The sequence below is a fragment of the Vibrio sp. SCSIO 43135 genome (genome assembly GCF_023716665.1).
Classification (GTDB): domain Bacteria; phylum Pseudomonadota; class Gammaproteobacteria; order Enterobacterales; family Vibrionaceae; genus Vibrio; species Vibrio paucivorans.
Genome location: NZ_CP071859.1, coordinates 3,173,256 through 3,196,546 on the forward strand (window position 1 = coordinate 3,173,256; position 23,291 = coordinate 3,196,546).

Genomic DNA, 23,291 nt, shown 5'->3' on the forward strand with positions numbered 1-23,291 from the left:
GTGAGCAACAAGCACATTAGATAACGATTAAAATTTTTGAATGGATAATTTATGAAAGTTTCCAAATTGCAGCTTTTCTACTTGGCTGCGCTCTCCATGCTCGGGTTTGTTGCCACTGATATGTATTTACCTGCATTCAAAGCAATGGAGGTCGACTTTGCAACTGGGCCAGAACAAATTGCCCTATCACTCACCGTATTCTTAGTTGGTATGGCACTAGGCCAGCTGGTATGGGGGTTAGCAAGTGACAAATTTGGTCATAGAAAAACACTCGCCTCTGGGTTGGTACTATTCACCATAGCTTCATTTGGCTTAGCGTTCAGTGAACAAGTCTGGCAACTACTTAGCCTGCGCTTTATTCAAGCCATTGGCGTCTGTGCTCCTGCGGTAATTTGGCAGGCCATGGTTATTAAGCGTTACCCAGAAAAAACCAGCCAACAAGTCTTCGCGACTATAATGCCGCTTGTTGCTCTTTCTCCAGCCCTTGCGCCTCAGCTAGGCGTATTGCTAGCAGACAGTTTTGGTTGGCACAGCATTTTCATCGCCCTCACTCTAATTGGTTTACTTTTGGTTGCTGCAACGTTAGGGCAACCGAAGCAGCCTTTAGAAACCAAGCAAACGTCTGTGGCCAATGACATCAAAACCCTGTTTAAATCCAAAACCTACTTAGGTAACGTTGCGATGTTTGCAACGGCTTCAGCCGCGTTCTTTGCCTACTTAACAGGTATGCCAGAGATTATGTCGCAGCTTGGTTACTCAGCAAAAGACATTGGTTTGAGTTTTATCCCTCAGACAATCGCCTTTATGGTAGGTGGCTACTTAGGAAAAGTGGGGGTAAAGAAATTTGGTGATGAGAAAGTTCTTAAGCAGCTACTAGGACTGTTTACAGTGGCGAGTCTACTGGTGTTTATCGCTTCACAATGGCAGTTAGTCTCTATCTGGCCGATTCTAGCGCCATTCTGTCTGATTGCGGTCGCCAATGGTGCCTTGTATCCAATTGTGGTTAATCGTGCCCTATCAAGCGCTAAGCAGAGCCCTGCAACGGCGGCAGGATTGCAAAACAGCATGCAAATCAGTGTTAGTAGCCTCGCCAGTGCTTTGGTCGCTATGATGGCAAGCCAAGCACAAATGGTGACTGGCGTCGCTATCATCATTTGTACCATAGGATTATGGATCGGTTACATCATTTCAAATAAGCAATTAGCGCAGCAGTTTACCACCCCAGATAATGCTCGCGTTGTTGGTGAGGAATAAAATAGGCGCCGCATATAGCGGCGCTTTTTTACGATTAAACGGTACTCAGGGCTAAAGGCTCTTCAGCCCCCACTTTTCTGCCGTACGGTCAAAAAAGCCTTGAGTCTTTTTCAGTTCAACCCAGTGGTTAATGTAGTTAATCCAAACTTGGTCATTTTGTGGCAATAGCATTGCTATCGGCGTTGGTTTCCTCGGTTCCTTAACCGGAACCACCGCAAGCTGCTTAAACTTAGTGACCAATGTCGCTGCTTCAACATTAGATGTCACCGATACATCCGCTCGGCGCGCTAACAACTCCTGAAAGTCTCGAGCAGGCGCTTCAATAACGATATGCTGAGCAGATGGGAAGAACTCTTTCACCATTTTTTCTTGCACCGTACCTAGCGTTGCAGCCACTTTGACATCTGCATTGTCGAAGTCAGCCCAGTCAGAAAACTTAGCGATATCTTTTTTCTGTACAACAGGCACAAATGCGAGATAAAAATATGGCTGACTATAACCCGCCACTTTGGCACGCGACATATTGAGTGATGCACTACCGGTAATGTCATACTTATTTGCCGTGATGCCATTGACCAAGGTTTTCCAGTCTGTCGCAACAAACTCAACTTTCACGCCAAGATCTTTAGCAAGCTCAGTAGTGACGTCGATATCAAAGCCTCGATAGCTATTCGTGGCTGGATCTTTCATTGTCATTGGGTTCCAGTCACCAGTAGTCCCAACTCGTAATACACCGCTATCCAATATTTCATGTAGTCGGCTGCTCTCAGCTGCCAAAGCACTAAAGGAAAGCAAACACATCCCAACTAACGTGAAGAACTTCTTCATCTTTCTCATCCTTAAAATAGTGTACGTTTTGTGTCATATCGTTGCTAACATAGCAGCAACAAATGGATTTTTTTAGCTTGATTAAGGGATTGTGTGAACTTTCGTACGCTTACAGTTTTATTGACAACCTTACTAGTATCGGGATGTTCTGATTATCAATGGGGGTGGTACGTTCTCGACCCTAGCACAGAACAAGGCAAAGTGAACCTAGCCTTCTTAACTGCCGGGTTTTACGACACAATATCCATTTCCCTGCTTAGTATGTTGCTTGCCATGCTGCTCGGCCTAATTGTCGCCCTGCCCGCTCTATCTAACAGCAAACTACTACGGGCCATCAACCGCGTTTATGTTGAAGTAATCCGTTCTATTCCTGTATTGGTGCTACTACTCTGGGTATATTACGGGATGCCTACGTTACTGGATGTTTCTCTCAACCATTTTTGGGCCGGAGTCATTGCATTAACGGTCGCAGAAAGTGCATTTATGGCGGAAGTATTTCGAGGAGGGATCCAATCCATCAATAAAGGCCAACATGAAGCTGCAGAAGCTCTGGGACTAACCTATTGGAGTAAAATGCGCTTAGTGATCTTCCCACAAGCTTTTCGATTGATCTTACCTCCACTTGGCAATCAATTTGTCTATATTTTAAAAATGTCTTCGCTAGTCAGTGTAATAGGGCTTAGCGATTTAACTCGACGTGCAAATGAGCTGGTGGTTACAGAGTACTTGCCTTTGGAGATCTACACCTTTCTAGTATTGGAATACTTAGTACTGATCCTGTGTGTATCTCAAGCAGTTCGATGGTTAGAAAAAAGAATCGCTATCCCACAAAACTGATCAAAAAAGGCTGGAATCCACCAGCCTTTTTTAATTCGCACGATAAAGGTTATTTGTTTTTGGTAGGGCGCTGCCAACCAGTAATCTTACGCTCTTTAGCGCGAGTGATAACTAACTCACCCTCTCCCACATCTTTAGTTAATGTAGTACCAGCGCCAATAGTCACGCCATCAGCAACGGTTACAGGTGCAACGAGTTGACTGTCAGAACCGACAAACACGTCATCACCAATAACCGTTTTGAACTTGTTTGCGCCATCGTAGTTGCAAGTGATCACACCAGCTCCAACATTGACGCGCTTACCAATTTCAGCATCACCTAGATAAGTTAGGTGATTGGCCTTTGAGCCCTCTCCAAGGCGTACGTTCTTAACTTCAACAAAGTTACCTACGTGGGAGTCATTGCGCATGTCAGCACCAGGACGCAAACGCGTAAACGGACCAACCGTACAATCTTCACCTACCGTTGCACCTTCAATCACACTGTATGGGCGGATTACTGTGTTGTCGTCAATTTCACAGTCTTTCAATACACAACCAGCACCAATAATAACGTTATCGCCAAGCGATACAGAGCCTTCAATGATTACATTCGCATCAATTTCACAGTCCATGCCACATTGCAGCTCACCGCGTAAATCAAATCGAGATGGGTCACGCAGCATTACCCCTTGCTCTAGTAGCTTTTTAGCCTGCATTGATTGGAATGCACGCTCTAAACGAGCAAGTTGAGCACGGTCGTTCACGCCTTCAACTTCTATTGGGTTTACAGGGTGTACTGCTTCTACTGCACGGCCTTCATCGTGCGCAGCTGCAATGACGTCTGTTAGGTAATATTCACCTTGAGCATTTTCATTGTTTAACCCAGATAACCAACGCTTCAAATCACCACCAGTTGCAACCATGACACCAGTGTTGATCTCTTTGATCAGCTTCTGCTCTTCTGTGGCATCTTTTTGTTCAACAATGGCAACCACTGGACCATTACGACGTACGATACGTCCATAACCAGTTGGGTTATCGAGAACTACCGTTAATAAGGCTATTCCACCTGTAGGTTGAGCATCGAGAAGACTTTCAATCGTTTCTTCGGAGATAAGTGGCACGTCGCCATATAAGACAAGTACTTTTTCGTCGTCTTCAAATTGTGGTGAAGCTTGGTCAACCGCATGACCTGTACCTAACTGCTGCGCTTGAAGCACCCAATTTACAGATTCAGACGATAACGCTTGCTGCATCTGATCACCGCCGTGACCATAGACCAAATGGATATTTTGTGCGCCTAATCCGTTGCATGTATCAATAACATGCTTGGCCATAGGTTTACCTGCTAGCGTATGGAGAACCTTTGGCATATTGGAATACATGCGAGTACCTTTACCCGCAGCGAGAATAACCGCACTAAATTTCATTCGATAACCTACTAACAAAAAAGTTTGAATCGTGATTTTAGCTACTAATACTCAATTAGTTAATTGAGAATGGAAAATTTCCCTTAAAAAATAAGCAAAAAGGCGGTCAAATGACCGCCTTTATCATACTGCACCACTAATTTTATTAGCGACGCTTTTTCGTCAACTCGATTACTCGTAGCTGAGCAATGGCTTTAGCCAGTTCACTGGCCGCTTGCGCGAAGTCCATGTCGCCATGCTGATTATGGATATTCTCCTCAGCCTTGCGTTTGGCTTCTTCTGCCTTAGTTGCGTCTAGTTCATCACCACGGATTGCAGTATCAGCTAACACTGTAGCTGTACCAGGTTGAACTTCAACCATGCCACCAGAGACATAGATGAATTCTTCCTCTCCGTGTTGCTTAACAACACGCACCATTCCAGGCGTAATAGCGGTCAGCAGCGGTGTGTGGCCATGGAAAATACCAAGCTCACCTTCGCTACCGGTCACCTGAAACGTCTCAACACGACCAGAAAAGATTTTCTTTTCTGCGCTGACTACGTCTAGATGAAAGGTTATTGCTGCCATATCGCCTCCTAGTTAGCCTTATAGCTTCTTAGCGTTCTCTAGAGCGTCATCGATAGTACCGCAGTACATGAATGATTGCTCTGGAACGTCATCGTATTCACCAGCTAGTAGACCTTTGAAGCCACGTAGAGTCTCTTTAAGAGGTACGTAAACACCTGGGTCACCAGTAAATACTTCCGCTACGTGGTAAGGCTGAGTTAGGAAACGCTCAATCTTACGTGCACGAGATACAACTTGCTTATCTTCTTCAGATAGCTCGTCCATACCTAGAATCGCGATGATATCTTTCAGCTCTTTATAACGCTGTAGAGTAGACTGAACGCCACGAGCGATGTCGTAGTGCTCTTGACCTACTACTAGAGGGTCTAGCTGACGAGATGTCGAATCTAGTGGGTCGATCGCTGGGTATAGACCCATAGCTGCGATGTTACGGTTAAGTACAACCGTTGCATCCAAGTGCGCGAATGTTGTTGCTGGAGACGGGTCAGTCAAGTCATCCGCAGGTACGTATACCGCCTGTACAGACGTGATAGAACCTTGCTTAGTTGACGTGATACGCTCCTGTAGAACACCCATCTCTTCTGCAAGAGTTGGCTGGTAACCTACCGCTGAAGGCATACGACCTAGAAGTGCCGATACCTCAGTACCTGCAAGCGTGTAACGGTAGATGTTATCAACGAACAGAAGTACGTCACGACCTTCGTCACGGAAACGCTCTGCCATTGTTAGACCAGTCAGTGCAACACGTAGACGGTTACCTGGTGGCTCGTTCATCTGACCGTAAACCATCGCTACTTTTGATTCTTCAGGGTTTTCAACGTTTACAACGCCTGCTTCCTGCATCTCAAAGTAGAAATCGTTACCTTCACGAGTACGTTCACCTACACCCGCAAATACTGATAGACCAGAGTGTTGCAGTGCGATGTTGTTGATAAGTTCCATCATGTTAACGGTCTTACCTACACCTGCACCACCGAATAGACCGATTTTACCACCCTTAGCGAATGGACAAACTAGGTCGATTACTTTTACACCCGTCTCTAGAAGAGCTGTCTCGTTTGATTGCTCTTCGTAGCTTGGCGCTTCACGGTGAATCGCGTAATGCTCTTCTGCACCGATCTCGCCACACTCATCAATCGCGTCACCTAGTACGTTCATAATACGACCTAGGGTCTTAGTACCTACTGGTACTGAGATTGGAGCGCCAGTGTTTTCAACTGTCAAACCACGACGTAAACCATCAGAGCTACCCATAACGATTGCGCGAACTACGCCACCGCCAAGCTGCTGTTGCACTTCAAGAACAAGACGTTCTTTAGATTCAACAACGTTCAGAGCGTCATATACACTAGGTACTTCACTCTGTGGGAACTCTACGTCGACTACTGCACCGATGATCTGTACGATCTTACCTGTAGCCATCGTTAATCCTCTAAACTGTTTAATTTCCTAAGCTTAAACCGCTGCGGCACCCGATACGATTTCCGACAGTTCTTGTGTAATCGCAGCCTGACGGGCTTTGTTGTACACAAGTTCTAAGTCTTCAATCAGGTTACTCGCATTGTCAGTTGCAGCTTTCATAGCAATCATTCGAGCCGCTTGCTCACAAGCAAGGTTCTCAACCACACCTTGATAAACCTGAGATTCTAGGTAACGCAACAATAGTGCATCAAGTAGAACTTTTGGCTCAGGCTCATAGATGTAGTCCCATGAGTGATTGCGCTGCATCTCTTCGCTGTCCGATTTAGGCAAAGGTAGCAATTGATCAATCGTTGGTTCTTGAACCATAGTGTTAACGAAGTGGTTGTACACTACGAACAAACGGTCCAATTCACCTTCATCGTATTTCTTAAGCATTACGCCAACAGAACCGATTAAGTCTTCAAGGCTTGGGCTATCACCTAGACCTGAAACTTGAGCAGCTACTTTAGCGCCGCTGTTATTAAAGAATGCTGTTGCTTTTGAACCAATAATGGCCAACTCAACTTCTGCACCTTTTTCTGTTCTGTCTTTCATGTCCAACATGGCTTTCTTAAACAAGTTAATGTTTAAACCACCACATAGGCCACGATCTGTAGAAACGATGATGTAACCAACGCGCTTAGCTTCACGCTCTTCTAGATACGGATGACGATACTCTAGACTAGCGTTTGCTACATGACCGATCACTTTACGTATTGTTTCAGCGTATGGACGAGAAGCTTCCATTGCGTCTTGAGAACGACGCATTTTTGAAGCTGCTACCATTTCCATTGCTTTCGTAATCTTTTGAGTGCTTTTAACACTACCGATTTTATTACGTATCTCTTTTGCGCCGGCCATCGTTACTCTCCGTTAGTTGGTGGCGTTGACTGCCACCGACTTATTACCAAGTTTGGGTTGCTTTGAAATCGTCAACCAGTTTCTTCAACTGAGCTTCAACTTCGTCGTTGTAAGCACCCGTCTTGTTGATCTCAGCTGTAAGTTCAGCGTATTGACCATGAGCGTACGATAGTAGAGCCGCTTCGAAATCTAGCAGTTTGCTTAGTTCAACATCTGCTAAATAGCCGCGCTCTGCCGCAAAGATAACTAGTGCTTGGTCAAATACAGACATTGGAGCGTACTGCTTTTGCTTCATTAGTTCTGTAACTTTTTGACCGTGGTCTAGCTGCTTCTTAGTTGCGTCATCAAGGTCAGACGAGAACTGTGCGAAAGCCGCTAGTTCACGGTACTGAGCTAGTGCAGTACGGATACCGCCAGATAGCTTCTTGATGATTTTCGTTTGCGCTGAACCACCTACACGAGAAACCGAAATACCTGGGTCAACCGCTGGGCGAACACCCGCGTTGAACAGTTCAGTTTGTAGGAAGATCTGACCATCGGTAATCGAGATTACGTTAGTCGGTACGAATGCAGATACGTCACCAGCTTGAGTTTCGATGATAGGAAGAGCTGTCAAAGAACCAGTCTTACCTTTCACTTCACCGTTAGTGAACTTCTCTACATACTCTTCGCTTACACGAGCAGCTCGCTCTAGTAGACGTGAGTGAAGGTAGAAAACATCACCTGGGAATGCTTCACGACCTGGTGGACGCTTAAGTAGTAGCGAGATCTGACGGTAAGCTACCGCTTGCTTAGATAGATCATCATAAACAATCAGTGCATCTTCACCGCGATCACGGAAGTATTCACCCATCGCACAACCTGCGTATGGCGCTAGGTATTGTAGCGCTGCAGATTCAGAAGCGGATGCAACAACAACGATAGTGTTTGCTAGTGCGCCGTGCTCTTCTAGTTTGCGAACTACGTTAGCAATAGTCGATGCTTTTTGACCGATCGCTACGTAGATTGAGAAAATACCAGAGTCTTTTTGGTTGATGATTGCATCGATCGCCATAGCTGTTTTACCAGTCTGACGGTCACCGATAACAAGCTCACGCTGACCACGACCGATTGGGATCATTGAGTCAACAGACTTGTAACCAGTTTGAACAGGTTGATCAACCGATTTACGGTCGATTACACCTGGTGCAATCACTTCTACAGGCGAAGACAGTTTCGCTTCGATAGGACCTTTACCATCAATTGGTTCACCTAGTGTGTTCACTACGCGACCTAGTAGTTCTGGACCTACTGGTACTTCAAGAATACGACCAGTACCTGTAACTTTCATGCCTTCCTTAAGGTCAGCATATGGGCCCATTACAACTGCACCAACTGAATCACGGTTCAAGTTAAGTGCTAGCGCGTAACGGCCACCCGGTAGTTCAATCATTTCACCTTGCATCACGTCCGCTAGGCCGTGAATGCTAAGAATACCATCGCTTACCGATACGATAGTACCTTCGTTGCGAGCTTCACTAACAACGTCGAAAGCTTCGATACGTTGTTTAATTAGATCGCTAATTTCCGTGGAATTAAGTTGCATGCTCCAATCCCCATCAAGACTGCAATGCATCGCTCAGGCGGTTTAAACGACCGCGTGCTGAGTTATCGATGACTAGGTCTCCGGCTCGAATTATAACCCCACCAAGTAGGGTCTCATCTACACTGCAATTCAGCTGAACTTTGCGCTCAAGACGCTGCTCTAGTTTGCTGCTAATATCTGCAAGTTGTTGCTCCGAAAGCTCAGTGGCTGATACAACATCAACATCCACTTCCTTTTCATGTTCTTTTTTCAGAACAAGGAACTCCTCACAAACATATGGAAGGGCCTTTAGACGACCATTCTCTGCCATTACCTTAAGTAGGTTTTGGCCATATGCATCAAACTGTTCGCCACAAACTGCGATAAATACTTCTGCTAGTTTCTCAGCAGAGGTAGAGCTATTTAATAACTCTTGAATTTGCTCGTTGTTTGCAACTTCGGCAGCAAAAGCAAGCATTTGACCCCATTGGTCTAGCTGCTCTTTCTCCACCGCAAAATCGAATGCTGCTTTAGCATAGGGGCGTGCGATTGTAGTCAAATCAGACATATGCGCCCCCAGACTTAAAGTTTTGCAGTAATGTTGTCGAGAATATCATTGTGCGCATCTTTATCGATTGAACGCTCAAGAATCTTCTCAGCACCAGCTACAGCCAGAGTAGCAACTTGTTTGCGCAGCTCATCGCGGGCACGTGTGCGCTCAGCTTCAAGTTCAGCTTCAGCTTGAGCAAGGATTTTCTGGCGTTCTGCCTGAGCTTCCTCACGAGCTTCGTCGATGATTTGAGCTTTGCGTTTGTTTGCCTGTTCAATGACCTCAGTTGCTGTGCGCTTCGCTTCTTTCAATTGGTCAGAAGCGTTGGCTTGTGCTAGATCCAAGTCTTTTGCAGCACGCTCAGCGGCTGCAAGACCGTCAGCTAATTTCTTCTGACGTTCTTCGATCGCTTGCATGATTGGTGGCCATACATACTTCATGCAGAACCATACAAACATTGCAAACGAGATTGCTTGACCTAGCAGAGTTGCGTTCATATTCACAACAGCTACCCCTCTATATTGGACTTAGTGTTAATCAGACAAACGTAAGTTTGTCGTTGATAAACGGATTAACCAGCTAGTTGACCAACAAATGGGTTTGCGAAAGTGAATAGTAGTGCTACTACGATACCGATCATTGGAACCGCATCTAGTAGACCAGCGATGATGAACATCTTAACTTGAAGCATTGGAGCCATTTCAGGTTGACGTGCTGCGCCTTCCAAGAATTTACCACCAAGAATAGCAAAGCCGATTGCTGTACCAACAGCACACAGGCCAACGATGATTGCTACTGCAATTGCAGAGAAGCTCAATACAGTTTCCATTTAAAATCTCCGATAAAATTTAATGGGGGTTAAAAATAATAAAAATTAGTGATCACTGTCTTCATGTGCCATAGACATATAAACAATGGTCAACATCATAAATACGAAAGCCTGAATCGTAATAACAAGAATATGGAAAATAGCCCACGGTAGTGAACCCATCCATTGTAGGTACCATGGTAACATTGCGGCACAGAGTATGAATACAACCTCACCCGCGAACATGTTACCGAATAGACGCATACCTAGTGATAGAGGCTTCGCCAGTAGCGATACCACTTCAATAAGTAGGTTAAACGGAATCATGATTGGGTGATTAAATGGATGTAAAGCCAACTCTTTCGCAAATCCACCTAGACCTTTTACCTTGATGCTGTAGTAAATCATCAAAGCAAATACACCAATAGCCATAGCCATGGTGATGTTTACATCAGCAGAAGGGACCACTTTCAAGTAAGGGATACCTAGCTGTTCCGCTGGATAAGGTAAGAAATCGATAGGAACTAGGTCCATCACGTTCATTAGCAATACCCAACAGAAGATAGTCAGTGCCAGCGGAGCTATTAGTGGGTTGCGTCCGTGGAAGGTGTCTTTGACGTTCTGATCGACAAATTCAACTACCATTTCAACAAAACACTGCAGCTTGCCTGGTACACCAGCTGTTACCTTCTTAGCTACTAAATAAAATACTCCGAGGAAGATCAATCCAGTAAACCAAGAAAAAAACAGGCTATCTATATGTACGTTCCAGAAACTTGTCTCCTCTACAAGACCTAGTTTAGCTAAAGACAGGTGCTGTAGATGGTGTTCAATGTATCCGGATGCTGTTGGCGCAGCCATAACACATCCTATTTTTTGTTGTTGATAAAAAGCACTGGTGCACAGATATTAATACCTAGAACCAGCAAATAGGTTAGTTTTAGGGGAACAAGTTCCACCTGCATATACACGTAGACCAAAGAGAACAGCACAGCAGTTATTACGAGCTTTAGTGCTTCGCCAGCATAGAAAGAAGCCGCTACTAGCTTAGCTAGTCTGGCTCCACTGAACATAAAAGCACACAGTGCAAACACCGCATTGGCAATGACAAAAATACCACCGCCAATTAAGGATGCTTTACCCCACTCGACATTAAATGCCGCCGCCATCGCTATGGCCGTAAATATAACTGCGCTTGCTTGAATCATTAACAATCGCTTTGCAAGCTCTCGCCCTGGTCTTGCTAACGCAGCTACCATGTATTCGTACCTCTAGTAATATCCACAGCGCTTATACAACATATGGGGGCTGGGAAATTGGCGAAAATTATACGGTGAGATGGACTGATTGCAATTAAAACGCTGCAAAAAGTTACATTTTTGTTTACAAACCGACAACTTTCACATAAATAATCGTTTTGGGCATAATTGATTCAAATCAATTATCTCACTTAGCTTTCGAGCTTGGCAATTAACTGCTCTAATTTGTGAGGCTCATCAAGACTAATCGTCATTTTAGATTTGCCACCTTTTGAGCGAGTAATAGAAACTTTTGCCCCAAGTATTTCACCCAATCTTTGTGACATTTGTTGTGCATCTGCGTCTTCCGGCTGATTTTCTTGCTCAGAAGGCGATTGGAGACACTTTTTCACAAGTTGTTCTGTTTGACGTACTGTGAGTTGCTTCTTAGCAACATGCTGAGCAAGCTCTATTTGCTGCTCGCCTTCAAGAGCGAGCAGTGCTCTAGCATGTCCCATATCTAGTAAATTATCCGAAACCAGACGCTTTACGTCATTTTCGAGCTGATTTAGACGTAATAGGTTGCTAACGGCAGCACGAGACTTACCAATAACCTCAGCCACTTGCTGGTGAGTAAGAGTGAACTCATCTTGCAAACGTTCTAGAGCTTGCGCTTCTTCGATGACATTTAAGTCTTCACGCTGAATATTTTCAATCAGCGCCATCGCTATCGCAGCGCGATCTTCAACTTTCTTGATAAGACAAGGAACACGCTTTAATCCAGCTTGTCTCGCCGCACGCCAACGACGCTCACCAGCTATGATCTCATAGTGATCTTCCGAAACAGGTCTCACCACGATCGGTTGAATGATCCCTTGAGATTGAATCGACGCAGCCAACTCTTCTAGAGCTTCAGCGGACATGTCTTTACGCGGCTGGTAAACACCCGGCTTGAGTTGGGATGTTGCTAAATCGATGAGCTCCCCATCAGAAGACAATGCTTGGCTGTGCGTCGCAACATTCTGTTTTTCGCGCGCAAGTGAACTGGTAGCTAATAGGGCATCTAATCCCTTTCCTAAACCACGTTTAGACATAAGAGCAGTTTCCTTGAATGAGATTAGGCAGTGATTTCTTCACGGCGAAGCATTTCACCTGCGAGAGCAAGATACGCTTTAGCACCCGCTGAATATTTGTCGTAATACATAGCTGGCTTACCATGGCTTGGCGCTTCAGCTAAACGAACATTACGCGGGATGACGGTACGATAGACTTTGTTACCAAAGTGTTTTTTGAGTTGATCCGATACTTCATTGGATAATCGGTTACGAGGATCGTACATGGTTCTGAGCAATCCCTCAATTTTGAGGTTCTCGTTCACCACTGCGGCCAACTTGCTGATGGTATCCATTAATGCCGTCAAACCTTCAAGCGCAAAATACTCACACTGCATTGGAACCAATACAGAGTCCGCTGCAGCCATGGCATTGATTGTAAGAAGGTTTAGAGATGGAGGACAATCGATAAAGATGAAATCATAGTTATCACGCACTGATGCGAGCGCATTTTTCAAACGCACCTCGCGAGCAAACACTTCCATCAACTTGATTTCAGCAGCCGTTACGTCACCATTAGCTGCCACTAAATCATAGTGACCAGTAGTCTTTCGACACACCACATCTTCAAATGGGACATCTTCGACAAGCAGTTCATAGGCCGTGGCTTCGACTTGATATTTATCAACCCCGCTAGCCATGGTTGCGTTGCCTTGCGGATCGAGATCAATTACCAATACCTTGCGCTTGGTCGCCGCCATAGACGCCGCCAAGTTAATGCATGTTGTTGTTTTTCCAACGCCACCTTTCTGGTTGGCAATTGCTACAATTCTACCCACGATGTGCCTCGCTTTTATTCCTTGCGCGATAAGATTACAAGATGACGGTCACCATCCAATTCAGGAACCTTCAAAGCTTTGACAGCGATCACAGAACACCATTCAGGAAGTTGTTCAATCTCATCCTGTGGTAATTGACCTTTCAATGCTAAGAACACACCCGATTGATGCTTAGGAAGGTGATGACACCACTCCACCATATCTAGCATTGAAGCAAATGCGCGACTTAGAACACCATCAAATTTTTCTTCAGGTTGGAACTCTTCTACTCGGCTTTGGATCGGAGTCACGTTTTCGATTCCTAACTCGTGCAGAACCTGCTTTATGAAGCGAATGCGCTTTCCTAAGCTATCGAGCAAGTAAAACGTCTTATCTGGGTTCATGATTGCCAACGGGATACCCGGCAATCCAGGCCCAGTACCAACATCGATAAAACGCTCACCTTCAAGATGTGGACTTACCACGATACTATCGAGAATATGTTTAACCAACATCTCCATCGGATCACGCACGGAGGTTAAGTTGTAGGCTTTATTCCACTTATTGAGCATTTCAACGTAGCCAACCAGCTGACTACGCTGCTTAGCAGAGACTTCTAATTGAGTCTGACCAATCAATTGGTCCAATTTGTTGTTTAACGAGCTCATCACGCGTCTTCACCTTTTTTCAGCAAGCCCTGCTTTTTGAGATATACAAGTAAAATTGAAATGGCAGCAGGTGTAATACCAGAAATTCGAGAAGCAATACCGACCGTTTCTGGTTTGGCAGTACTAAGCTTGAGAACAACTTCATTTGATAAACCTTTAACTTGGCTGTAATCAAGATCAACGGGCAGCTTGGTGTTCTCGTGACGAAGTGATTTTTCAATCTCGTCCTGTTGACGCTGGATATAACCTTCGTACTTAACCTGAATTTCAACTTGCTCTGCTGCTTGCTGATCGTCTAATGCCGGAGCAAAACGATCTAACTGAGTCAATTGTGAATAAGTAATTTCAGGACGACGTAAAAGATCTTCTCCACTCGCTTCACGAGACATCGGAGTCTTAAGCAGTTGGTTCAATGCGTCGATCCCTTCAGATTTAGGGTTCATCCAGGTTTCTTTCAAACGCTGGCGCTCTAATTCCATATTATTGATCTTTTCGTTGAATCGTTCCCAACGGGCGTCATCCACCAAACCAAGTTCACGCGCTTTTTCAGTGAGGCGAAGATCAGCATTGTCTTCGCGTAACAACAAGCGGTATTCCGCTCGTGAGGTAAACATGCGGTATGGTTCTTTGGTCCCCATTGTTGAAAGGTCATCGATCAACACGCCCATATATGCTTGGTCACGACGAGGGCTCCAACCTTCTTTGCCTTGGCTGTACAAGCTAGCATTCAAGCCGGCCATCAGACCTTGCGCTGCAGCTTCTTCGTACCCAGTCGTGCCATTGATCTGTCCAGCAAAGAACAAACCGTTAATAAATTTGGTTTCATAGGTTTGTTTAAGATCTCTCGGGTCAAAGAAATCATATTCAATCGCATAACCAGGACGGACAATATGAGCGTTTTCAAACCCTTTCATTGAACGAACTATTTGTACTTGAACGTCAAATGGCAGGCTGGTGGAGATACCATTTGGATACAGCTCATGAGTTGTTAGACCTTCAGGTTCAATAAAGATTTGGTGGCTGTTTTTATCCGCAAAACGCATGACCTTATCTTCAATAGACGGGCAGTAGCGTGGTCCAATACCTTCAATCACGCCCGCATACATCGGGCTACGATCTAAGTTACTGCGGATCACATCATGAGTTTGCTCGTTGGTATGAGTGATGTAACACGGGATTTGACGTGGTTGTTGTTCACGTTTACCCATGAATGAAAATACTGGAGTTGGATTATCACCATGTTGTACTTCAAGCGCTGAGAAATCGACACTACGAGCATCGATACGAGGTGGCGTTCCTGTTTTTAAACGATCGACTCGAAACGGCAAGGCTCTTAATCGATCCGCTAATGCGATCGACGGAGGATCGCCTGCACGTCCACCAGCAAAGTTTTCCATTCCAATATGGATCTTCCCACCAAGAAATGTACCCACAGTAAGCACGACGGATTTGGCATGGAATCTAAGACCCATTTGAGTCACTACTCCAACCGCTTGATCATTTTCTACGATCAAGTCATCTACCGACTGTTGGAATAGGGTTAAATTTGGTGTGTTTTCAAGCGCGTTGCGTACATATGCTTTGTACAGTGCTCGATCGGCTTGAGCTCGAGTAGCACGAACAGCTGGCCCTTTTGAAGCATTCAAAGTACGGAATTGAATACCAGCATGATCAATTGCTTGCGCCATTAATCCGCCCATTGCATCCACTTCTTTTACGAGATGACCTTTACCAATACCACCGATTGCTGGGTTACAAGACATTTGTCCTAGCGTGTCGATGTTATGGGTAAGCAAAAGCGTACTTTGTCCTGTACGTGCTGCTGCGAGTGCGGCTTCCGTTCCTGCATGGCCGCCACCAACAACAATGACGTCAAATTTTTCGTGATAAAGCATGAACCGACCTCAGGTGTGTAATGAAGTTTTATGGACAGATAAAGGAGCCGTATTCTACCTTCTTTCCGCTATCTAGAAAATCGCTTTTGTACTTTTTTCAATTTAGTGAGTTCATTAAATATATATAAGATCTATATAGAGATCTTTTATTAGATCTATTATTAAGAACCCCCACTTCTGTGGATAACTAGAAAATGATCAACAAGATCATGGATCTTATGACGATCATAATATGTGATCTGATCTTGATCATGATGAGGATTAGCTGGGATCAAAAAGTAGGGTTATGCACAGGGGGGGAAAGGGGTATGAGTTATTATTTGGATAACTATAGGTTGATCACTGTAAATCTATAGGTTTATCCACAGTTCGCTTGGTTAAATAATGAGCAATTAAACCAATGGTCATCAAGAAAGTTATTCACAATCGGATGTTTATGGACAAAAAAAGCGGCTCTAAAGCCGCTTTTCGACATGTTCTCTCAGTTCAAAATTGCTCAATATGAGCTAATAGCCACTCTTCTGCCGCATCTTCTGGTACGGGGTGGGTCAGAACATCGATTGTGAGACAGTCGGCTAGTGGAGTCGCTCCGATATCTTGGAGTAGGGCATGGGCATGTTGCCCTGCGGCACAAAAGGTATCGTAACTCGAGTCGCCAATCGCAACGACGGCGTATCGAACATCAACCATTTTAGGTGGAGTCGATTGTAGGGCTTCGATGAAAGGCTGGATGTTATCTGGATAGTCTCCCGCTCCATGGGTGGAGGTCACGACTAACCAGGTTCCCTGAGATGGAACAGTATCAATAGCGGGTTGGTTGTGGATGGTTGTCTCAAGCCCTTTTTCTACCAACAGATCGCTAAGGTGGTCACCAACATACTCTGCACCACCAAGGGTGCTACCGGTAATAATGTGAATCATAAAGTTGTCCTTTTCTACAAAAAAGCGTGACGGTTAAGTCACGCTTTTATCTATTTACCAATACAGAATGAGGAGAAAATACGGCCAAGCAGATCATCTGAACTGAATTCGCCGGTGATTTCATTCAGGTGTTGCTGGGCGATGCGTAGTTCCTCTGCCAGTATCTCACCGGCCATATAGCCTTCAAGCTGTTGTTGGCCTATGTCTAAATGCTCAGAGGCACGTTCCAATGCATCCAGGTGGCGTCTACGCGCCATAAAACCGCCTTCAGTGTTGCCTGAGAAACCCATGCACTCTTTTAGGTGGGTGCGTAAGGCATCGATACCTTGGCCTGTTTTAGCGGACAAGCGAATTAACGTAGGCGCATTGACATGGCAAATGCCCAGCTCTTCGCCTGTTTGATCCGCTTTATTGCGGATCACCGTCATACCAATACTGGCAGGTAAACGATCCACAAAGTCGGGCCAAATCTCTTTAGGGTCTGTGGCATCGGTAGTGGTACCATCGACCATAAAGAGTACTCGATCAGCTTGGGCAATTTCATCCCACGCTCGCTCGATACCAATTTTTTCTACTTCATCAGAAGCATCACGCAGTCCAGCGGTATCAATGATATGCAGCGGCATACCATCAATGTGGATATGTTCACGCAGAACGTCTCGTGTTGTACCTGCTATGTCGGTCACGATAGCGGATTCTTTACCAGAGAGAGCATTCAGCAGGCTAGATTTTCCAGCATTCGGCCTGCCAGCAATGACGACTTTCATGCCTTCACGCATGATAGCGCCTTGATTGGCTTCTTTTCGAACCGCATCAAGGTTATCGATGATGGCCTGTAAATCAGCGGAAACTTTACCGTCTGCTAGGAAATCGATTTCTTCTTCTGGGAAATCGATAGCGGCTTCTACATAGATTCTCAAATGGATAAGCGATTCGACCAAGGTATTAATCTTGTTTGAGAACTGGCCTTGCAGAGATTGCAGCGCGGATTTAGCGGCTTCTTCTGAACTAGCGTCAATTAAGTCTGCAATGGCTTCCGCTTGGGTTAAGTCCATTTTGTCGTTGAGAAACGCTCGTTCTGAAAATTCCCCTGGGCGAGCTGCTCTTACTGCTGGTATCGTCAAGATGCGCTTAATCAGCATATCCATTACCACAGGGCCGCCGTGCCCTTGGAGCTCTAGTACATCTTCACCCGTGAATGAGTGTGGGTTAGGGAAGTAGAGAGCAAGACCCTGATCAAGCTCTGTTCCGTCTTGTGCTTTAAATGGCAGGTATTCTGCGTAACGAGGCTTGAGTGTTTTACCCGTAACTTCTAGTGCAACTTGAGCCGCTTTGGGCCCTGATACTCGAATAATGCCTACACCACCTCTTCCGGGTGCTGTAGCTTGAGCGACAATCGTATCTGTAGTCATAGTTTTGCCAAATTCGATGAAATTAGCTGAATTGTAATCAGCCCAAAACAAAAAGGCGACCTTTTGGCCGCCTTTCTTACATTAATCAGTCTTACTTAGAGTGTAAGCCTTTCTTTTCCAGCGCTCTATAAATCAGCGTTTGCTGGATAAGTGTTACGATGTTCGACACCAACCAGTATAGAACTAGGCCTGATGGGAACCACAGGAAGAAGAAAGTAAACATAACCGGCATAAAGGTCATGATCTTCTGCTGCATTGGATCCGTTACTGTCGTCGGGCTCATCTTCTGGATTAGGAACATCGATGCACCCATCAGTAGTGGCAAGATGAAGTAAGGGTCTTGCGCTGATAGATCGTGAATCCAACCGAAGAATGGTGAGTGACGTAGCTCAACCGACTCCATTAGTGCCCAGTAAAGAGCGATGAAGATAGGCATCTGTAGCAAGATAGGTAAACAACCACCCAGTGGGTTTACTTTTTCTTTCTTGTACAGTTCCATCATTTCTTGGCTCATGCGCTGACGGTCATCACCGATGCGCTCACGCATAGCTTGCAGTTTAGGCTGAAGCATACGCATTTTCGCCATAGAGGTATACTGCGCTTTAGTTAGTGGGTACATCGCACCACGAACAATGAACGTTAGGATGATAATCGCTACACCCCAGTTCGATACGAAGCCTTGAATGAACGAAAGTAGAGTATGCAGTGGTTTCGCGATGAACCACAACCAGCCGTAATCAACTACAAGGTCTAGGTTAGGCGCTGTTTCCGCCATTTCGCTTTGCAGCTTAGGACCAACCCATAGAGTCGCTTCAAAGTTAGCTTGTGCACCGTCTGCCACTGTTTTGTTTGGCATGCGAACACCGATATCAGCAAGGTTACCGATTACGCGAGTGTATAGGTTTGAACCTGGTTCATTGCGTGGAATCCAAGCGGTTGCAAAGTAGTGTTGGATCATTGCAGCCCAACCTTGACCATCCGGTAGGTTTAGCGACAAGTTACGATCTTGCATATCATCGAAGCTGTACTTCTTATAACGAACATCTTCCGTTGAGTATGCACCACCACGGTATGTCGGCATTGTGATGCTGCCACCTGAATCCATAACGTTTTGACGCAGGTGAGCGTACATACCAACTGTTGCGTTGTTGCCTGAGTTGTTTACTACATCGAATGCAACGTCGATAGCATAGCTACCACGTTTTACGATGAATGTTTTCGTGTACTCAATGCCATTCGCTTGGTAAGTCAGCGGAATACGTAGCTCATCTTGACCGTCAGCAAGCGTAAAGCTTTCTGCTGATGCTTGGTAATGAGGGCGGTTTGTGCTGCTAAGGTCGATACCTTGAGGGCCAACTAGACCACTCTGAGCGATAAACTGGTGACCTTGCGTATCTCGTAGAAGAACGAAAGAGTCGTCCGAATCTAGCTCTGCAGAATATTCGTTTAGGTCTGCTGCAACTACGTCACCACCAACCGTGTCGATAGACAGAGTCAGCACATCAGTTGTCACTGTAATGGTTTTCGCAGATGGCGACGACTGAGCTGGATGTGGATCCAATTCATCAGCAAAAGATGGTGCAGGCAGAGTGCTGCCAGATTGTGCCTGTTCAACCGCTTGAGGAGCAGGAGTCTTTTCTACTTGCCATTGCTGGTAAAGTAGAAATGAAACCAAAGCCAGTGCGATTAACAGAATATTACGTTGAGAATCCATCGTTATTTATCTCTGTCTTGTTTTTGGACTGGTGGAACGGGGTCAAACCCCCCTTCGTTCAAAGGGTGGCATTTTAATAGACGTTTGCCTGATAACCAACACCCTTTTACAAAACCGTGAGCTTTCAACGCTTCTATCGCATATCGCGAACAGGTTGGAGTAAATCGGCAGCGGGGACCAATCAGAGGGCTAATTGTCCATCTATACAGATAGACGAGGCCAATGGTTATCCACGCGAAGGGCGAGACAGGCGTAGCCATAGCTTATCAAACAACTTAAATATTTCATCATTGCTTAAATCTTGCGCGCTCTTCTTAGCAATAACAACAAAATCTTTGTTAGGAAGCTGATGTTGTTTGTTACGAAAGCTTTCACGTGCCAATCGCTTGAAACGATTACGAGCAGGTGCAGTTTTGATTTGCTTTTTAGGAACGGCTAATCCCAATCTAGGGTGAGAAAGAGAATTATTGCGGGCAATGATAGTGAAATGTGGTGAGCCAGCTCGATGAGCTTGCTGGAAGACGTTTTGATAATGCTCGGGAGTTAACAAACGTAACTCCCGATTAAACGCGTACGTGTTCAAAATAATCAGAGATTATTTAGAAAGACGCTTACGGCCTTTAGCACGACGTGCATTGATAGTTGCACGACCGTTCTTAGTTGCCATACGTGCACGGAAACCGTGAGTACGCTTGCGCTTTAGAACTGAAGGTTGAAAAGTGCGTTTAGACATGGTTATTACCTTTACTGATCAGTAGTTTTAGGTTCTTAGTTAACCCGGCGTGGGCATTTATTTCTCTCTATATATAGAGGGAATTACCGACGCCTCTCAACAAAGAGGCGGAATTGTAATCACTGTCACAAAAAGTGTCAATAATTGGGTTTACCTAAATTCCGGTCGGGCGATTATACGTAGTGTGAGTAAAATCTCAAGGATCTTTAGATCCTACTAAGCGATCTTTAGCTCGCAGCTACCTGGTTTAAAAATTTCTGTAGACGAGGATCTTTCGGATTATCAAAGATTTCCTGAGGCGATCCCTGTTCTACAATATTGCCTTCTGCCATGAAGATCACTTTATCAGCCACTTCTTTAGCAAACTGCATTTCATGCGTCACCACCAGCATGGTTTGGTGTTGAGTCGCAAGCTTTTTCATCAGAGCCAACACTTCGCCAACCCATTCTGGGTCGAGAGCAGATGTAGGCTCATCAAATAACAATAATTCTGGCTGAAGCGCCATGGCTCGGCCAATACCGACACGTTGTTGCTGACCTCCCGACAATGCAGCAGGGTAGCTATCTCCTTTATCGCCGAGGCCAATATCGTCTAGGATTTGCTGCGCTCGTTCCAAGGCTTGGTCTTTTTTCCATCCTCGAACGGTAATCAGCCCTTCAGCTATGTTTTGGCGCGCATTCATATGGGCAAATAGTGCGTAGTTTTGGAAAACAAAGCCCGTTTTACGGCGTAGAGCTAACACTTCTGCTTTGGTATGCGATTGAGTATCAACACTGACATCATCAATGGTAATACGGCCTTGATTGGCCTGCTCTAAGAAGTTCACGCAGCGCAATAGCGTTGATTTACCTGTTCCGCTTGAGCCAATGATGACCACAATCTCGCCCTGTTTTATATCGAGATCAATGCCTTTAAGGACTTCAGTTTCCCCAAAATACTTATGAATATTGTCGAGTTTGATCATCGTACGTACGCCTTATTCAATCGTTCTTCTGCCCAAATTTGTACACGGGTAAGGATGACTACCACACCCCAGTATATGAGTGCTACGGCGAGGAAGGCTTCGAAAAAGCGAAAGCTTGAAGAGGCTTCCATCTGAGCTTTAGCCATGATCTCAGCAACACCTAAAGTGAAAGCTAGGGAAGTTGATTTGATCATATCAATGAAGTAGTTCATTAAAGACGGCAGAGCGACTCGGGTTGCTTGAGGCAAAATAATGCGGCGCATTGCTTGACTGGTTGTCATGCCAACAGAGAGGCTCGCTTCCATTTGGCTGCGATCGATACCAATAATAGCGGCACGAATACTTTCTGCCATGTAGGCTGCAAAGTGCAGGGTTAAACCAATCACTGCGGCACTAAAGGCATCTAAGCCCACCAAAAATGGGAAGACTTGTGGCAGGCCGTAGTAAAGTAAGAATAGCTGGACTAACAGTGGTGTCCCGCGGAAAAAACTGATGTAAAGCTGGCTCAGTTGATCAAGAACTGGGATTTTAAATACGCGAATATTGGCCAGTATTACCGCTAAGATCAAAGAGAATACTAGTCCCCAGGTGGCCATTTCCATGGTGGTACCAAGATACTTCAAAAGTATCGGCATTAGTTCCAGCATGTAATTGAAATCAAATCCCATCGTCTCCCCCGAATAAAAAATGCAAAACCCACTGCCAAAGGAAGGGAAGCAGTGGGTTATTTAAGTTCGCTTAGTATTGATGTAGCGAATAAAAAGTAAGTGGTTACTTCTTGGTGATGTCAGCGCCAAACCACTTTTCAGAAATTTGCGCCAGTGTACCATCTGCACGCATTGCGGCGAGAGCTTGGTTCACTTCTGCTTGAAGTTTCTTGCCGTTGTCGTTATCGACAAATGGCCATGCGTTTTCGATTGTCTCGAACGGCTGACCGGCTAATTGAAGTGGTAGACCAGTCTTCTTAATCAATTCAAGTGCAGATAGTCGGTCCATAACAAAAGCATCAGCGCGACCTAGTGCGACATCATGCTCAATACCAGTGTCGTAAGTTTTGATGGTGATCTGGTTATCTTTATCGTAGCTACGCAGTAGTTGCTCGAAGTTAGAACCTAGGTTCACTGCGACAGTCTTACCTGCAAGATCTTCGATGCCTTTGATTTCATCATTACCTTTACGCACGGTAATCTGAGCGCCATCAACAACGTATGGGTCAGCAAATAGGTACTTCGCTTTACGTGTATCAGTAATAGTAATTTGGTTTGAAATTGTATCAATACGGCCTGTTTCTAGTAGGCCAAATAAACCAGAGAAGTTCGCAGTGACGTACTCCACTTTGTAGTCGTTACGTTTACCGATTTCATTCCAGAGATCGACTTCAAAGCCTTGTAGTTCATCTTGTTTAACAAAAGTGAAAGGGAAATAGCGTCCTGACATTCCAACTTTTACTTCAGTAGCGGCTTGAACTGTAGCAGCAGACAGTGCGATAGCGGCAATTGCCACCTTAATCCAGTTTTTCATAATACAACTCCATATTTATGTAGGACAGAATACTACTGTTACTTTGAACAATTAGAGAAATAACCAAGTGCAATAACCTAGAGCTGTAGGTAATAAGTTGAAGTAACTCGCAGAATAAAAAAGACGATTGTGCGTTGAATTCCGGGGGCGTTTATGAGCTGTGGAAGAAAGCGGTAAAAGCTGGGGGAGATCAAAACAACTCACAGAGTTAT

General features: G+C 45.1%; 26 protein-coding genes. 2 read left to right on the forward strand and 24 right to left on the reverse strand.

Translation table 11 applies throughout. The features are described 5' to 3' along the window. The first annotated feature begins 51 nt into the window (after positions 1–51). Entirely contained in the window at positions 52–1,254 is a 1,203-nt protein-coding gene (gene punC / locus J4N42_RS14265) for a purine nucleoside transporter PunC (protein WP_252028874.1), read from the forward strand. A 51-nt stretch (positions 1,255–1,305) separates the two neighbouring features. Here punC and J4N42_RS14270 read toward each other — a convergent pair whose 3' ends face one another. Beyond that, positions 1,306–2,082, reverse strand: a complete 777-nt coding sequence (locus tag J4N42_RS14270) for a transporter substrate-binding domain-containing protein (protein WP_252028875.1) — start codon at positions 2,080–2,082, stop codon at positions 1,306–1,308. A 93-nt stretch (positions 2,083–2,175) separates the two neighbouring features. On the opposite strand from J4N42_RS14270, the gene J4N42_RS14275 reads away from it, so the two are divergent. Continuing rightward, the gene (locus J4N42_RS14275; RefSeq protein WP_252028876.1) at positions 2,176–2,919 is read left to right on the forward strand and encodes an amino acid ABC transporter permease; all 744 of its coding nucleotides are present in this window, start codon (positions 2,176–2,178) and stop codon (positions 2,917–2,919) included. Positions 2,920–2,968: 49 nt separating this feature from the next. Here J4N42_RS14275 and glmU read toward each other — a convergent pair whose 3' ends face one another. From glmU to J4N42_RS14390, 23 genes are all read right to left on the reverse strand, one after another. Beyond that, entirely contained in the window at positions 2,969–4,330 is a 1,362-nt protein-coding gene (gene glmU, locus J4N42_RS14280; protein ID WP_252028877.1) for a bifunctional UDP-N-acetylglucosamine diphosphorylase/glucosamine-1-phosphate N-acetyltransferase GlmU, read from the reverse strand. 145 nt (positions 4,331–4,475) lie between these two features. Further along, positions 4,476–4,898, reverse strand: a complete 423-nt coding sequence (locus tag J4N42_RS14285) for a F0F1 ATP synthase subunit epsilon (RefSeq protein ID WP_252028878.1) — start codon at positions 4,896–4,898, stop codon at positions 4,476–4,478. An 18-nt stretch (positions 4,899–4,916) separates the two neighbouring features. Next, the gene (gene atpD, locus J4N42_RS14290; protein WP_252028879.1) at positions 4,917–6,320 is read right to left on the reverse strand and encodes a F0F1 ATP synthase subunit beta; all 1,404 of its coding nucleotides are present in this window, start codon (positions 6,318–6,320) and stop codon (positions 4,917–4,919) included. Between the two features lie 33 nt (positions 6,321–6,353). Continuing rightward, positions 6,354–7,220, reverse strand: a complete 867-nt coding sequence (atpG, locus tag J4N42_RS14295) for a F0F1 ATP synthase subunit gamma (RefSeq protein ID WP_252028880.1) — start codon at positions 7,218–7,220, stop codon at positions 6,354–6,356. Between the two features lie 43 nt (positions 7,221–7,263). Next, the gene (gene atpA, locus J4N42_RS14300; protein ID WP_252028881.1) at positions 7,264–8,805 is read right to left on the reverse strand and encodes a F0F1 ATP synthase subunit alpha; all 1,542 of its coding nucleotides are present in this window, start codon (positions 8,803–8,805) and stop codon (positions 7,264–7,266) included. Between the two features lie 13 nt (positions 8,806–8,818). Then, the gene (atpH, locus tag J4N42_RS14305; protein WP_252028882.1) at positions 8,819–9,352 is read right to left on the reverse strand and encodes a F0F1 ATP synthase subunit delta; all 534 of its coding nucleotides are present in this window, start codon (positions 9,350–9,352) and stop codon (positions 8,819–8,821) included. A 14-nt stretch (positions 9,353–9,366) separates the two neighbouring features. Continuing rightward, positions 9,367–9,837, reverse strand: coding sequence for a F0F1 ATP synthase subunit B (atpF, locus tag J4N42_RS14310; protein ID WP_252028883.1), 471 nt, complete (start codon positions 9,835–9,837; stop codon positions 9,367–9,369). Positions 9,838–9,905: 68 nt separating this feature from the next. Further along, positions 9,906–10,163, reverse strand: a complete 258-nt coding sequence (gene atpE, locus J4N42_RS14315) for a F0F1 ATP synthase subunit C (protein ID WP_252028884.1) — start codon at positions 10,161–10,163, stop codon at positions 9,906–9,908. Positions 10,164–10,208: 45 nt separating this feature from the next. Beyond that, a complete protein-coding gene (gene atpB / locus J4N42_RS14320) occupies positions 10,209–11,003 on the reverse strand; it encodes a F0F1 ATP synthase subunit A (protein WP_252028885.1) in 795 nt (264 codons plus the stop codon). 8 nt (positions 11,004–11,011) lie between these two features. Then, positions 11,012–11,401: a F0F1 ATP synthase subunit I gene (locus J4N42_RS14325; RefSeq protein ID WP_252028886.1), complete on the reverse strand. Its 390-nt coding sequence runs from the start codon at positions 11,399–11,401 to the stop codon at positions 11,012–11,014. 191 nt (positions 11,402–11,592) lie between these two features. Further along, entirely contained in the window at positions 11,593–12,474 is an 882-nt protein-coding gene (locus tag J4N42_RS14330) for a ParB/RepB/Spo0J family partition protein (RefSeq protein ID WP_252028887.1), read from the reverse strand. A gap of 23 nt (positions 12,475–12,497) precedes the next feature. Next, on the reverse strand, positions 12,498–13,271 hold the full coding sequence (locus tag J4N42_RS14335; protein ID WP_252028888.1) for a ParA family protein: 774 nt from the start codon (positions 13,269–13,271) through the stop codon (positions 12,498–12,500). A gap of 14 nt (positions 13,272–13,285) precedes the next feature. Beyond that, positions 13,286–13,918, reverse strand: coding sequence for a 16S rRNA (guanine(527)-N(7))-methyltransferase RsmG (gene rsmG / locus J4N42_RS14340; protein ID WP_252028889.1), 633 nt, complete (start codon positions 13,916–13,918; stop codon positions 13,286–13,288). Beyond that, positions 13,918–15,813, reverse strand: coding sequence for a tRNA uridine-5-carboxymethylaminomethyl(34) synthesis enzyme MnmG (mnmG, locus tag J4N42_RS14345; protein WP_252028890.1), 1,896 nt, complete (start codon positions 15,811–15,813; stop codon positions 13,918–13,920). The genes rsmG and mnmG overlap by 1 nt, the downstream gene beginning before the upstream one ends. Positions 15,814–16,299: 486 nt before the next feature. After that, positions 16,300–16,734, reverse strand: coding sequence for an FMN-binding protein MioC (gene mioC, locus J4N42_RS14350; RefSeq protein WP_252028891.1), 435 nt, complete (start codon positions 16,732–16,734; stop codon positions 16,300–16,302). A 50-nt stretch (positions 16,735–16,784) separates the two neighbouring features. After that, positions 16,785–18,146, reverse strand: coding sequence for a tRNA uridine-5-carboxymethylaminomethyl(34) synthesis GTPase MnmE (gene mnmE / locus J4N42_RS14355; RefSeq protein WP_252028892.1), 1,362 nt, complete (start codon positions 18,144–18,146; stop codon positions 16,785–16,787). A gap of 91 nt (positions 18,147–18,237) precedes the next feature. Next, positions 18,238–19,860: a membrane protein insertase YidC gene (yidC, locus tag J4N42_RS14360; RefSeq protein ID WP_252028893.1), complete on the reverse strand. Its 1,623-nt coding sequence runs from the start codon at positions 19,858–19,860 to the stop codon at positions 18,238–18,240. A gap of 2 nt (positions 19,861–19,862) precedes the next feature. Next, on the reverse strand, positions 19,863–20,120 hold the full coding sequence (gene yidD, locus J4N42_RS14365; RefSeq protein ID WP_252028894.1) for a membrane protein insertion efficiency factor YidD: 258 nt from the start codon (positions 20,118–20,120) through the stop codon (positions 19,863–19,865). Beyond that, entirely contained in the window at positions 20,087–20,410 is a 324-nt protein-coding gene (rnpA, locus tag J4N42_RS14370) for a ribonuclease P protein component (RefSeq protein ID WP_252028895.1), read from the reverse strand. The genes yidD and rnpA overlap by 34 nt, the downstream gene beginning before the upstream one ends. 45 nt (positions 20,411–20,455) lie before the next feature. Next, a complete protein-coding gene (gene rpmH, locus J4N42_RS14375; protein WP_038141364.1) occupies positions 20,456–20,593 on the reverse strand; it encodes a 50S ribosomal protein L34 in 138 nt (45 codons plus the stop codon). 227 nt (positions 20,594–20,820) lie between these two features. Further along, positions 20,821–21,558, reverse strand: coding sequence for an amino acid ABC transporter ATP-binding protein (locus J4N42_RS14380; protein WP_252028896.1), 738 nt, complete (start codon positions 21,556–21,558; stop codon positions 20,821–20,823). Further along, on the reverse strand, positions 21,555–22,226 hold the full coding sequence (locus tag J4N42_RS14385; RefSeq protein ID WP_252028897.1) for an amino acid ABC transporter permease: 672 nt from the start codon (positions 22,224–22,226) through the stop codon (positions 21,555–21,557). The genes J4N42_RS14380 and J4N42_RS14385 overlap by 4 nt, the downstream gene beginning before the upstream one ends. A 103-nt stretch (positions 22,227–22,329) precedes the next feature. Beyond that, on the reverse strand, positions 22,330–23,079 hold the full coding sequence (locus J4N42_RS14390) for an amino acid ABC transporter substrate-binding protein (RefSeq protein ID WP_252028898.1): 750 nt from the start codon (positions 23,077–23,079) through the stop codon (positions 22,330–22,332). Positions 23,080–23,291: the final 212 nt, after the last annotated feature.